This is a genomic window from Pseudomonas sp. IPO3778, from assembly GCF_013386825.1.
GTDB lineage: Bacteria > Pseudomonadota > Gammaproteobacteria > Pseudomonadales > Pseudomonadaceae > Aquipseudomonas.
In genome coordinates, this window is record NZ_JACARC010000086.1 from 1 (window position 1) to 14,688 (window position 14,688).

Here is a 14,688-nt window from a genome sequence, read left to right on the forward strand (position 1 = left end):
CGCTGTAAGAGCGGAACCCATAGCGGCCGTTACCGCAGCAACGGATATGTACCCAGCCCCCAAACAATCAAACCCGCCGCGCAAACGTGTCGCTATGGGTCCCAGACACCTTGCGACAATGCACCAACGCATCCCGAATCATAAAGTTCACCAGCGTCGGCGACACCCCCAACTCCTTGGCAATGTCCTTCTGCGGCACCCCATGCAACCGGTACATCTCAAACGCATACCGCGTGCGCTGAGGCAACTCCGTCAACGCATCCGCAATATTTTCCAACGTAGAAAAGTTGATGTGCGACGTCTCAGGTGAAGCCCCGTGAATAACCACATTCAACCCTTCCTCTTCAGTGCCGGAGTATTTCAATTCCAGCGCCTGCTTGCGGTAGTGATCAATAGCCAGATTACGCACGATCTGAAACAGGTAACTGAGCTGCGCTTTGAACGATGACGTGATGCTTGGCGCCGATTGCAACCGGAAGTAGGCGTCTTGCACCACATCTTCGGCACGGGAGCGACAGCCGGTAATACGCGCAGCGATCTTGACCAGGATCAGCCGGTTATCAACAAAGGCCTGGAGTAGGGGTGAGTCGCACCTGCCTGTGGATACTTGTTCCGTCATGGAAATCACCTTGTTGCAAGAGAAGGTTGGGGGAGGGCGTCCTTGCTGAGGCCTCCTACACATCGGGCAACAAATTATGCTTAATGATAATGATTGTCAAATGAGAAGACGAACTAATCTTATGCATTATCGAGAGGTGTGAACCGCGTCTCGCTGACTAATTATTTCCAGATGCCATCCGTTCTCATGGATGACAGGCCAGTTAACAAGCCGGCCAAGGATCAGCACCTGGAGGAGGACAAAATGGGTTTTTATCGTGTGAGCGGGAGTGGTCTGCAATGAACACCCCCGCTCGATTACGCCTGTTTTGCCTGCCTTACTCCGGCGCCAGTGCCATGGTCTACAGCCGCTGGCGGCGGGTGCTGCCCGAGTGGTTGCAGGTGCGGCCGCTGGAGTTGCCGGGGCGTGGCATGCGTATGGACGAGCCACTGCAGCGCGACATCAAGGCCTTGGCCGAGCAACTGGCCGATGAAATCAGCGCCGAGCTCGACGCCCCCTACGCCCTGTTCGGCCACAGCCTCGGCGGCCTGCTGGCGTTCGAGCTGGCCCATGCCCTGCGCGAACGGGATGTGCCGCAGCCCCTGGCGCTGTTCGCGTCGGGCACCGCCGGCCCGGCCCGTCGGGATGTGAGCGAATACGCCATCGAGAAAAACGACGAACAACTGGTCGCCCGCCTGCGTGAGCTCAAGGGCACCGGCGAAGAGGTGCTGGCCAATGCCGAATTGATGCAGTTGATGCTGCCGATCCTGCGGGCCGACTTCCTGCTGTGCGGCAGTTTCGAGTACGGCCGGCGCGAGCCCCTGAGCCTGCCGATCCATGTGTTTGGCGGCAAGCAGGACACCGTGCGCGCCGATCAACTGCTGGACTGGCAGCAAGACACCGCCAGCGGTTTCTCCCTCGACATGTTCGACGGTCACCACTTCTTCCTGGTGCAGCACGAGAGTTCTGTACTGCGCTGTGTGCGGCGTTACGCCGACGAACACCTGGCCCGCTGGCGCAGTAGCGCAGCGCGGCAGATGGCCCGGGCGATTGGCTGAACAAGCCCGCCCGCCACACATTCCCCGATTTCCCCGTAAGCCGATTTCAGGCAGGAACCCCATGATGGACGCCTTCGAACTTCCCCGCACCCTGGTCCAGTCTCTTCAACGTCGCGCCGAGCAAACCCCGGATCAACTGGCCTTACGCTTTCTTGCCGAGACAGCCGAGCAGAGCGTCGTCCTCAGTTACCGTGACCTGGACCTGCGCGCCCGCACCATCGCCGCCGCCTTGCAGGCCAACGCCGGCCTGGGTGATCGCGCGGTGCTGTTGTTCCCCAGCGGGCCGGATTATGTCGCGGCGTTTTTTGGTTGCCTGTACGCGGGGATCATCGCGGTGCCGGCGTATCCGCCGGAGTCCACTCGCCGTCATCACCAGGAACGGCTGCTGTCGATCATCGCAGACGCCGAGCCCCGGTTGCTGCTGACCATCGCCAGCCTTGGCGACTCGCTGGCACCGTTGGAAGGCGCGCCTCAGTTGTTGTGCGTGGACGAGCTGAGCGCCGACATCGCCACCGACTGGGCAGCCCCGAACCTGGCGGACGATGACATCGCCTTCCTGCAATACACCTCAGGCTCCACCGCGTTGCCCAAGGGCGTGCAAGTCACCCACGGCAACCTGGTGGCCAACGAGCTGCTGATTCGCCGGGGTTTTGGCATCGATCTGAACCCCGACGACGTGATCGTCAGCTGGCTGCCGCTGTACCACGACATGGGCCTGATCGGCGGCCTGCTGCAGCCGATTTTCAGCGGCGTGCCGTGCGTATTGATGTCGCCGGCGTACTTCCTCGGCCGGCCATTGCGCTGGCTGGAAGCGATCAGCGAATACGGCGGCACCATCAGCGGCGGGCCGGATTTTGCCTATCGCTTGTGCAGCGAGCGGGTCAGTGATTCGGCCCTGGAGCGCCTGGACTTGAGCAAGTGGCGCGTGGCGTATTCCGGTTCGGAGCCGATCCGCCTCGATACCCTGGAACGCTTCGCCGAGAAGTTCGCCGCCTGCGGTTTCACCCCGAACAATTTCTTCGCCTCCTACGGGTTGGCCGAAGCCACGCTGTTTGTTGCCGGCGGCACCCGTGGTCACGGCATCCCGGCCCTGCGCCTGGACGAAAAGGCCCTGGCCGCCAACCGCGCCGAGCCGGGGCAGGGCGCGGCGATCATGAGTTGCGGCACCCACCAGCCTGAACATGCCGTGTTGATTGCCGACCCCGCCACCCTGATGACGCTCCCCGACAATGCCGTGGGTGAAATCTGGGCCGCCGGCCCGAGCATCGCCCACGGTTACTGGCGCAACCCGCAAGCCACCGCCCAGACGTTCGTTCAGCACGCTGGCCGCACCTGGCTGCGAACCGGCGACCTGGGTTTTATCCGCGAAGGTGAAGTGTTCATCACTGGCCGCCTGAAAGACCTGTTGATCGTGCGGGGCCACAACCTGTACCCCCAGGACATCGAGCAAGCCATCGAGCGCGAAGTGGAAGTGGTGCGCAAGGGCCGGGTCGCAGCGTTCGCGGTGAATGACCAGGGCCAGGAAGGCATCGGCATCGCCGCGGAAATCAGCCGCAGCGTGCAAAAAATCCTGCCGCCCGAAGCGTTGATCAAGGCGATCCGCCAAGCGGTGGCCGAAGCCTGCCAGGAAGCCCCGAGCGTGGTGGTGTTGCTCAATCCCGGTGGCTTGCCGAAAACCTCCAGCGGCAAGGTGCAGCGTTCGGCTTGCCGCACGCGCCTGGCGGATGGCAGTCTCGACAGTTATGCGCAGTTCCCCGGCGTGCAGGCCCAGGCCGGTGATGCGGCGCTGGAATCCGAACTGCACAGCCAGATTGCCGCGATCTGGTGCGAGCAATTGCAGGTGGCGCAAGTCGCTGCCGACGATCACTTCTTTCTGCTGGGGGGCAACTCCATCAGCGCCACTCAGGTGGTCGCCCGGCTGCGGGAAACCCTTGGCCTGGAGCTGAACCTGCGCCTGTTGTTCGAAGCGCCAACCCTGGCTGCCTTCGCCGCCAGCGTCGCGCACTTGCAGCAGGACGGCGGTGTGGCCCAAGGCGCGATCCATGCCCTGTCGCGCCAGGACGACCTGCCGCAATCCCTGGCGCAAAACCGCCTGTGGATCACCTGGCAACTGGATCCCCACAGCAGCGCCTACACCATCCCCGGCGGCCTGCGTTTGCGCGGCGAGTTGGACGAAGACGCGGTGCGCGTGAGCTTCCAGCAACTGATCCAGCGCCACGAAGCCTTGCGCACGCGCTTCTTTGAGCGCGATGGCCAAGGCTTCCAGCGGGTCGACGCCACGGTTGATTTCGAGCTGCAAGTCATCGACCTCAGCGACCTGCCTGCCGCCGAGCGCGAAGCCCGCGCGAACCAGGTCCGCGAAGACGAAGCCCGCACCCAGTTCGACCTGGAGAAAGGCCCGCTGCTGTGGGTAACGCTGGTGCGCCTGGATGACGAAGACCACCAGTTGCTGGTGACGCTGCACCACATCATCGCGGACGGTTGGTCGCTCACAGTATTGATCGACGAATTCTCGCGCCTGTATGCCGCAGCGTCCCAAGGCCAAACCCTTGAGCTGCCGGCGCTGGCCCTGCAATACGCCGACTACGGCAGCTGGCAGCGCCAGTGGCTGGCTGAAGGCGAGAGCCAGCGGCAACTGGCTTACTGGAAAGCACAGCTTGGCGACGAACACCCGACCCTGAGCCTGGCCACCGATCACCCGCGTTCGGCTCAAACGGTACGCAGTGCTTCACGCCACAGCGTGCGGGTGAGTGCGAGCCTCGGCGAAGCCATTCGCAAGACCGCCCAAACTCACGAATCCACCCCGTTCATGCTGTTGCTCGCCGCGTTCCAGAGCCTGCTCCATCGCTACAGCGGACAGCGCGATATCCGCATCGGCGTGCCCAACGCCAACCGTCCGCGCCAGGAAACCCAGGGCCTGATCGGGTTCTTTATCAACACTCTTGTACTGCGCGCCGAACTGGATGCACGCCTGCCCTTCACCGAGTTGCTGGCTGCGACGCGAACCACCGCCCTCGGTGCCCAGGCCCATCAGGACCTGCCGTTCGAGCAGTTGCTGGAAGCCTTCCCGCAAGCCCGGGAGCAAGGCCTGTTCCAGGTAATGTTCAACCACCAGCAACGCGACCTCAGTGCCTTGCGCCGCCTGCCGGGCCTGCTCGCCGACGAGCTGCCATGGCACAGCCGCGAGGCCAAGTTCGACCTGCAACTGCACAGCGAAGAAGACCGTAACGGGCGCCTGAGCCTGTCCTTCGACTACGCCGACGAACTGTTCGACGCCGCTACTATCGAGCGTCTGGCCGGGCACTTCATCAACTTGCTGCAAGCCGCCTGCGAACAACCGCAACAGGCCATCGGCGACTTGAAACTGCTGCATGACGACGAGCACACGCAGCAACACCAGTGGAGCGCTGCACCTTGCGCGGCGGCGCAGCAGTGGCTGCCGGAACAACTCAACCAACAGGTCTCGGAACGCACCGCGCTGGTGTGGCAGGACGGCAGCCTGTCCTTCGCCCAACTGCACACCCAGGCCAACCGCCTGGCCCATTACCTGCGGGACAAGGGCGTCGGCCCGGACGTGTGCGTGGCCATTGCCGCCGAGCGCTCGCCGCAACTGCTGATCGGCCTGCTGGCGATCCTCAAGGCCGGCGGCGCCTACGTGCCCCTGGACCCGGATTACCCGACCGAGCGCCTGGCCTACATGCTCAAGGACAGCGGCGTACAACTGCTGCTGACCCAGACGTCGCTGCTGGAACAACTGCCCACGGCTGAAGGCGTGTGCGTCATCGCCATGGACAGCCTCAAACTCGACAGCTGGCCAACCCACGCACCGGGCCTGCACCTGAATGGCGACAACCTCGCCTACGTGATCTACACCTCCGGCTCCACCGGCCAGCCCAAAGGCGTGGGCAACACCCATGCCGCGCTGGCCGAGCGTTTGCAGTGGATGCAAGCGACTTACCCGCTGGATGAAACCGATGTGCTGATGCAAAAAGCGCCCATCAGTTTCGACGTGTCGGTGTGGGAATGCTTCTGGCCGCTGGTTACCGGTTGCCGTCTGGTACTGGCCGGCCCTGGCGAGCATCGTGATCCCCATCGCATTGCCCAGTTGGTACAGGAGCACGGCGTGACCACGCTGCACTTTGTGCCGCCGCTGTTGCAGCTGTTTGTCGATGAGCCTTTGGCGGCCGAATGCACCAGCCTGCGCCGCCTGTTCTCCGGCGGCGAAGCGTTGCCTGCCGAGTTGCGCAACCGGGTGCTGGCGCAGTGGCCGGCGGTGCAGTTGCACAACCGGTATGGCCCGACGGAAACCGCGATCAACGTGACGCACTGGCATTGCCAGGCGGATGACGGCGAGCGTTCGCCGATTGGCCGGCCGCTGGGCAATGTGATTTGCCGGGTGCTGGATGATCAGTTCAACCTGCTGCCAGCGGGTGTGCCGGGTGAATTGTGCATTGGCGGTATCGGCCTGGCGCGGGGCTACCTCGGGCGTGCGGGGCTGACCGCTGAACGGTTTGTCGCCGACCCACTGGGCGAGGCTGGCGCACGCCTGTACCGCACCGGTGACCGTGTGCGTTGGAATGCCGGCGGTGTGCTGGAATACCTCGGGCGCCTGGATCAGCAGGTGAAGCTGCGCGGCTTCCGGGTCGAACCGGAAGAAATCGAAGGCCGCCTATTGGCACTCGACGGCATCGCCCAAGCGGTGGTGCTGGTGCGCGAAACCGCTGCCGGTGCGCAACTGATCGGTTACTACACCGCCCACGAACCGCTGGATGAACAGGAGGTAAAAACCGCCCTGGCCGCCGAGCTGCCGGAATACATGGTGCCGGCGCAATTGATGCGCCTGGACGTGATGCCCCTGAGCCCCAGCGGCAAACTGGATCGCCGCGCCTTGCCGGAACCGGTGTGGCAGGTGCGTGAACACGTCGAACCTGAAACGGCGCTGGAACAGCAAATCGCCGGGATCTGGCGTGAAGTCCTGGCCCTGCCACGCATCGGCCTGCGGGATGACTTTTTCGCCCTCGGCGGCCATTCGTTGCTGGCCACGCAAATCATCTCCCGCACCCGCCAGGCCTGCGACGTCGAGTTGCCGCTGCGCACGCTGTTCGAAGCCAGCGAGCTGGGGGCGTTCGCCGAGCAGGTCCGGCTGATCCAGGCCTCGGGCCAACGCAATCAACAACGGGCCATCGGCAAGGTCGACCGCAGCCAGCCGGTGCCGCTGTCCTATTCCCAGCAGCGCATGTGGTTCCTGTGGCAGATGGAACCGGACAGCCCGGCGTATAACGTCGGCGGCATGGCGCGGCTGCGTGGCGTGCTGGACGTGGGGCGGTTCGAGGCGGCGTTGCAGGCCTTGATCCTGCGTCATGAAACCCTGCGCACCACCTTCCCGAGCATCAACGGTGTGGCACAGCAAAAAGTTGCGGCGCAAACCGGCGTACGCATGGATTGGCAGGACTTCTCGGCGTTCAATGACCCCGAGCGCCACCTCCGTGTGCAGCAACTGGCGGACCATGAAGCCCACACGCCTTTCAACCTGGAAACCGGGCCGCTGCTGCGGGCCTGCCTGGTCAAGGCCGGCGAGCAGGAGCATTACCTGGTGCTGACCCTGCACCATATCGTCACCGAAGGCTGGGCCATGGACATCTTTGCCCGTGAACTCAGCGCGTTGTACGAAGCCTTTATCGACGACCGCGAATCGCCACTGGCGCCGCTCCCGGTGCAGTACCTCGACTACAGCGTGTGGCAACGCCAGTGGCTGGAATCCGGCGAGCGCCAGCGCCAGCTGGATTACTGGACCGCGCAACTGGGCACTGAGCATCCGCTGCTGGAACTGCCGGGGGACCGTCCGCGGCCACCGGTGCAAAGTCATCAGGGCGAGCTGTACCGTTTCGATTTGAGCGATGACCTTGCCAACCGCGTGCGTGCCTTCAACGCCGAACGCGGCCTGACCCTGTTCATGACCATGACCGCCACCCTCGCCGTGTTGCTGTACCGCTACAGCGGCCAGACCGACCTGCGCATCGGGGCGCCGGTGGCCAACCGGATTCGCCCGGAAAGCGAAGGGCTGATCGGCGCGTTCCTCAACACCCAGGTGCTGCGTTGCCAGCTCAACGGGCAGATGAGCGTCGGCGAATTGTTCGACCAGGTGCGTCACACCGTGATCGAGGGCCAGTCTCATCAAGACCTGCCGTTCGACCACTTGGTGGAAGCCCTGCAACCCCCTCGCAGTGCGGCGTACAACCCGTTGTTCCAGGTGATGTGCAACGTGCAGCGCTGGGAGTTCCAGCAAAGCCGCACCCTGGCCGGGATGACCGTCGAGTATCTGGCCAATGATGCCCGCGCCACCAAGTTCGACCTGAACCTGGAAGTCACCGACCTCGACCATCGCCTGGGTTGCTGCCTGACCTACAGCACCGATCTGTTCGACGAGCCGCGTATTGCCCGCATGGCCGCGCATTGGCAAAACCTGCTGGAAGCCTTGCTGGCCGATCCGCAACAACGCCTGAGTGAGTTGCCATTGCTGGAAGCCGCCGAACAGCGCTCCTTGCAAGACAGCCTCGGCATTGAAGCGGGTGAGCATCGCCTCGACCAGTGCATCCATCACCTGTTCAGCGAGCAGGCTCTTGCCCGTCCGGATGCCCCTGCGTTGACCTTTGCCGGGCAGACCCTGAGCTACAGCGAACTCGACGGCCGCGCCAACCGCCTGGCCTGGATGCTGCGCGAGCGCGGTGTGGGCCCGCAGGTGCGTGTGGGCCTGGCGCTGCCGCGTTCGCTGGAGATGGTCGTCGGCCTGCTGGCAATCCTCAAGGCCGGCGGCGCCTATGTGCCACTGGACCCGGAATACCCGCTGGACCGCCTGCACTACATGATTGAAGACAGTGGCATCGGCCTGCTGCTCAGCGACGCGGCGATGTTCGCCGCACTGGGCGAATTGCCCGCCAGCGTGGGCCGCTGGTGCCTGGAAGATGACCTGCCGACCCTGGCCGACTACCCGGCCAGCGAGTTGCCTTTCATCAGCCTGCCGCAACACCAGGCGTACCTGATCTACACCTCCGGTTCCACCGGCAAGCCCAAGGGCGTGGTGGTGTCCCACGGTGAAATCGCCATGCATTGCCAGGCGGTGATCGAGCGCTTCGGCATGCGCCCGGATGACTGCGAGCTGCATTTCTATTCCATCAACTTTGACGCGGCCACCGAGCGTCTGCTGGTGCCGCTGCTCAGCGGCGCCCAGGTGGTTTTGCGGGCCCAGGGCCAATGGGATGCCGAAGAAATCTGCGGGCTGATCCGTCAGCACCGCATCAATATCCTCGGCTTCACCCCGAGCTACGGCAGCCAGTTGGCGCAATGGCTGGCCACGCAAAATCAAACCCTGCCGGTGCGCATGTGCATCACCGGCGGCGAAGCCTTGACCGGTGAACACCTGCAACGCATCCGCGCCGCGTTCAAGCCGGCGCTGTTTTTCAACGCGTATGGCCCGACTGAAACGGTGGTGATGCCGCTGGCCAGCCTGGCCCCGGACACCCTGGAAGAGGGCGCCGGCAGCGTGCCGATCGGCAGCATCATCGGCGCGCGCGTGGCCTACATTCTGGACGCGGATTTGGCCCTGGTTCCGCAAGGCGCCACCGGTGAGTTGTACGTCGGCGGTGCGGGCCTGGCCCAGGGTTATCACCAGCGTCCGGGCATGACGGCGGAGCGGTTTGTGGCCGATCCGTTTGCCACGAACGGTGGTCGGCTGTATCGCACCGGCGACCTGGTGCGCCAGCGTGCCGATGGCCTGGTGGAGTACCTCGGCCGTATTGACCACCAGGTGAAAATTCGCGGGTTCCGTATCGAACTGGGGGAAATTGAAACCCGCCTGCTGGAACACGCAGCGGTGCGTGAAGCGGTGGTGTTGGCGCTGGATTCTCCAAGCGGCAAACAGTTGGTGGCCTACCTGGTCAGCGATGCAGAACAGGGCGCGTTGCGTGAATCCCTCAAGGCCCACATGAAAGCCCAACTGCCGGACTACATGGTGCCCGCGCACTTGATCGTGCTCGACAGCATGCCGCTGACTGCCAACGGCAAACTCGACCGCCGCGCCTTGCCGCAGCCGGACCCCGAGGCCAATCGTCAACAGTATGTGGCCCCGCGCAACGAACTGGAGCAAACCCTGGCCGCCATCTGGTGCGCGGTGCTTAACGTGCAACAGGTGGGCCTCGACGATAACTTCTTCGAACTGGGGGGCGACTCGATTCTGTCGATCCAGGTGGTCAGCCGGGCACGGCAGGCGGGGATTCATTTCAGCCCGCGTGATCTGTTCCAGCACCAGACCGTACAGACCCTGACCGCCGTGGCGACCCGCACCGAGCAGATCATCGCCGAACAAGGCGTGTTGACCGGCGCGTCCGGGCTGACACCCATCCAGCACTGGTTCTTCGACACCGACATTCCCGAGCGCCAACACTGGAACCAGGCCTTGTTGTTGGAGCCAGCGCAGCCCCTCGAGCCCCATCGCCTGGAACAGGCGCTGCTTGCGGTGCTGGAGCACCACGACGCCCTGCGCCTGAGCTTCACCCAGCGCGACGCCCAATGGCACGCCGAACACTTGGCGGTACCGGAAGGCGGCTTGCTGTTGCAGGCCCAGGTGGCGGACATGGAGCAGTGCCAAGCGCTGTTCACCGACACCCAACGCAGCCTCAACCTTGCCCATGGCCCGCTGTTGCGTGCCCTGCTGGTGGACGGCCCGCAAGGCCAGCGTCGCCTGCTGATTGCGATCCATCACCTGGTGGTGGACGGCGTTTCCTGGCGCGTGTTGCTGGAAGATTTGCAGACTGTGTATCGCCAGTTGAGCGATGGCCAACCCGTCAGCCTGCCGGCCAAGACCAGCGCCTTGCGCGACTGGGCGGCACGGTTGCAGGCGTATGCCGGCAGCGAATCCCTGCGTGAAGAACTGGACGTGTGGCAGCAGCAGTTGGCCGGTCCCGCCGTTGAATTACCGGTGGATCGCCCGCAAGGTTCGCTGCGCAATCGCGACGCCGATACCGTCAGCGTGCGCCTGGATGCCGAGCGCACCCGCCAGCTGTTGCAGCAGGCGCCGAGCGCCTACCGCACCCAGGTCAACGATTTGCTGCTGAGCGCCCTGGCCCGTGTGTTGTGCCGCTGGAGTGGCCACGCCTCGGCCCTGATCCAGCTGGAAGGCCACGGCCGCGAAACCCTGTTCGACGAGATCGACCTGACCCGCAGCGTCGGCTGGTTCACCAGCGCCTACCCGCTGCGCCTGACCCCGCTGCACATCGAAGAAGCGGCCGGGCAGGGCGCCTCGATCAAGGCGATCAAGGAGCAACTGCGCGGCGTGCCTCACAAAGGGTTGGGGTATGGCGTGCTGCGCTACCTGGCCGACGACCTGTGCCGCCAGACCATGGCCGCTTTGCCGACGGCCAGCATCACCTTCAACTACCTTGGCCAGTTCGACCAGAGCTTTGGCGCCGACGCGCTGTTCCACCCGCTGGACGAGTTTGCCGGCATCGCCCATGACCCGGACGCGCCGTTGCCCAACGAACTCAGCGTCGACAGCCAGGTGTACGGCGGTGAGCTGGTGCTGCGCTGGACCTTCAGCCGCGAGCGCCATGACAGCCAGACCATCACTGAACTGGCGGACGCTTACCTGGCGGAGTTGCAGAGCCTGATCGAACATTGCCTCAAGCCAGACGCGGGCGGCCTCACGCCGTCGGACTTCCCGCTGGCGCACCTCACCCAAGGGCAACTCGACGCGCTGCCGGTGCCGGCCAATGTCATTGAAGACGTGTACCCGTTGACCCCGATGCAGGAAGGCTTGCTGCTGCATACCCTGCTGGAACCGGGCACCGGCCTCTACTACATGCAGGACCGCTACCGCATCAACAGCGCCCTCGACCCCGAGCGTTTCGCCCAGGCCTGGCAGGCGGTGATTGCCCGTCACGAAGCCTTGCGCGCTTCGTTCTGCTGGAACGTCGGCGAAGACATGCTGCAAGTTATCCACAAGCCCGGCAGCACGCCGATCGAGTACCTCGACTGGAGCCAGGCGCCGGAAAGTGAACAGGAACCCCGTCTGCAAGCGCTGCTCAAAAGCGAGCGTGAAGCCGGCTTCGATCTGCTCAACCAGGCGCCGTTCCACCTGCGGCTGATCCGCGTGGGCGAGGCTCGGTACTGGTTCATGATGAGCAACCACCACATCCTGATCGATGCCTGGTGCCGCTCGCTGCTGATGAATGATTTCTTCGACATCTACATTGCCCTCGGCGAAGGCCGCGAGGCGCAACTGGCAACACCACCGCGTTATCGCGATTACATCGCCTGGCTGCAACGCCAGAACCTGGCCGAGGCGCGTCAGTGGTGGCAGCAGAACCTCCAAGGGTTTGAGCGCACCACGCCGATCCCGAGCGACCGGCCGTTCCTGCGGGAACATGCTGGCCACAGCGGCGGCATGGTGGTGGGCGACTGCTACACCCGCCTCGATGTGCGCGACGGCGCGCAACTGCGCGAACTGGCCCAGGCCCATCAACTGACGGTGAACACCTTCGCCCAAGCGGCGTGGGCCCTGGTGCTGCGGCGCTTGAGCGGCGATCGCGACGTGCTGTTCGGCGTCACCGTGGCCGGGCGCCCGGTGGAAATGCCCGAGATGCAGCGCACCGTCGGACTGTTTATCAACAGCATCGCCTTGCGGGTCAAACTGCCCGAGGATGACCAGCCGTGCAGCGTACGCCAATGGTTGAGCGGCCTGCTCGACAGCAATATGCAACTGCGCGAATACGAGTACCTGCCGCTGGTGACCATCCAGGAGCACAGCGAGTTGCCCAAGGGCCAGCCGCTGTTCGACAGCCTGTTTGTGTTCGAAAACGCCCCGGTGGAAGTCTCGGTGCTGGACCGTGCGCAAAGCCTGAACGCCACCTCGGATTCCGGGCGTACCCACACCAACTTCCCGTTGACGGCCGTGTGCTATCCGGGCGATGACCTGGGCTTGCACCTGTCCTACGACCAGCGTTATTTCGATGAAACCACCGTGCAGGGCATGCTCGGCGAATTCAAGCGCCTGTTGCTGGCGCTGGTGCAGGGCTTCCATGGCGACATGGCCGACCTGCCACTGATTGGCGAGCAGGAGCGTGCGTTCCTGGTGGACGGTTGCAACCAGAGCGAGTATGAGTATCCGCTGGAACGCAGTTACGTCGAGCTGTTCGAGGAGCAGGTGCAACAGCATCCACAGCGGATCGCCGCCAGTTGCCTGGATCAGCAGTGGAGCTATGCCGAGCTGAACCGGCGCAGCAACCGCCTGGGGCATGCGCTGATTGCCGCCGGTGTCGGGCGGGATCAACCGGTGGCGTTGCTGGCTGAGCGGAACCTGGATTTGCTGGGGATGATCATCGGCAGCTTCAAGGCCGGCGCCGGTTATTTGCCGCTGGACCCGGGGCTGCCGAGCCAGCGCTTGAGCCGGATCATCGACCTGAGTCGTACGCCGTTGCTGGTGTGCACCGAGGCGTGCCGCGAACAGGCGCAGGTGTTGCTGGAAGCGTTCGCCTGTGGCGCGCGGCCGAAGCTGTTGGTGTGGGAAGAACTGGTGGGTTCAGAGGAGAACCCGGGCATCTACAGCGCCCCGGATAACCTGGCCTACGTGATCTACACCTCGGGCTCCACCGGCCTGCCCAAGGGCGTGATGGTGGAACAGCGCGGCATGCTCAATAACCAGTTGAGCAAGGTGCCGTACCTGCAATTGACCGGGCACGACGTGATTGCCCAGACCGCTTCGCAAAGCTTCGATATCTCGGTGTGGCAGTTCCTCGCCGCGCCGCTGTTCGGGGCGCGGGTGGACATTGTGCCGAACACCGTTGCTCATGATCCCCAAGGCTTGCTGGCTCACGTCCAGGCCCAGGGCATCACGGTGCTGGAAAGCGTGCCATCGCTGATCCAGGGCATGCTCGCCCAGGATCGGATCAGTCTGGATGGCTTGCGCTGGATGCTGCCGACGGGTGAAGCGATGCCGCCGGAGCTGGCGCAACAGTGGTTACTGCGTTATCCAGAAATTGGCCTGGTCAATGCGTATGGCCCGGCGGAATGTTCGGATGACGTGGCGTTCTTCCGTGTCGACCTGGCGTCGACCCGTAGCACTTACCTGCCGATCGGTACGCCGACCGACAACAACCGGTTGTACCTGCTGGACGGCGCGCTGGAGCTGGTGCCCCAAGGCGCCGTCGGCGAGTTGTGCGTGGCCGGGACCGGCGTGGGGCGTGGTTATGTCAGCGACCCGTTGCGCACGGCGCAAGCGTTTGTGCCGAATCCATTTGGGGCGGACCGGTTGTATCGAACAGGGGATTTGGCCCGCCGTCGCAGTGATGGGGTGTTGGAATATGTCGGTCGCATCGACCATCAGGTGAAGATTCGTGGTTACCGGATCGAACTGGGTGAAATCGAAGCGCGCCTGCATGAGCAGCCGGAGGTTCGCGATGCGGCCGTCGGGGTGCAAGAGGGCGTCAATGGCAAGCATCTGGTGGGCTACCTGGTGGCGGCGGATGCGCTGTTGAGTCCGGGTGAGCGCCTTGATCGCATCAAGCAACGCCTGCGGGCCGAGCTGCCGGAGTACATGGTGCCGTTGCATTGGCTGTGGCTCGAGCGTTTGCCGCTGAATGCCAACGGCAAGCTCGATCGCAAGGCGTTGCCGGCGCTGGAAATCGGTCAGTTGCAGAGCCAGGATTATCTGGCGCCGCGTAATGAGCTGGAGCAGACGTTGGCCGGGATTTGGGCCGAGGTGCTCAAGGTCGAGCGGGTTGGGGTGCAGGACAACTTCTTCGAACTGGGTGGGCATTCTTTGCTGGCCACGCAGATTGCTTCACGGGTGCAGAAGACGTTGCAGCGGGATGTGCCGTTGCGGGCGATGTTCGAGTGCAGCACGGTGGAGGCGTTGGCGGGGTATATCGAGGGGCTGGCGGTGAATGAGATCAGTGCGGAGAAGGGGGGGCGGTTGAGTGATTTGATGGCGGAGCTGGAGGGGTTGTAGGTTGTATTGGCTTGTGTACATATCCGTTGCTG

3 protein-coding genes are annotated in these 14,688 nt (G+C 64.0%); 2 read left to right on the forward strand and 1 reads right to left on the reverse strand.

Translation table 11 applies throughout. From position 1 onward, the window contains the following. Positions 1–67 precede the first annotated feature (67 nt). The gene (locus tag HX855_RS31200) at positions 68–619 is read right to left on the reverse strand and encodes an RNA polymerase factor sigma-70 (RefSeq protein WP_177091022.1); all 552 of its coding nucleotides are present in this window, start codon (positions 617–619) and stop codon (positions 68–70) included. 278 nt (positions 620–897) lie between these two features. Here HX855_RS31200 and HX855_RS31205 point away from each other — a divergent pair, with 278 nt between their 5' ends. Beyond that, complete coding sequence (locus HX855_RS31205) at positions 898–1,656, forward strand: thioesterase II family protein (protein ID WP_177091020.1); 759 nt, start codon at positions 898–900, stop codon at positions 1,654–1,656. 61 nt (positions 1,657–1,717) lie between these two features. Beyond that, positions 1,718–14,656 (forward strand): non-ribosomal peptide synthetase, encoded by a 12,939-nt coding sequence (locus HX855_RS31210; protein ID WP_177091019.1) that lies wholly within the window; start codon positions 1,718–1,720, stop codon positions 14,654–14,656. Positions 14,657–14,688: the final 32 nt, after the last annotated feature.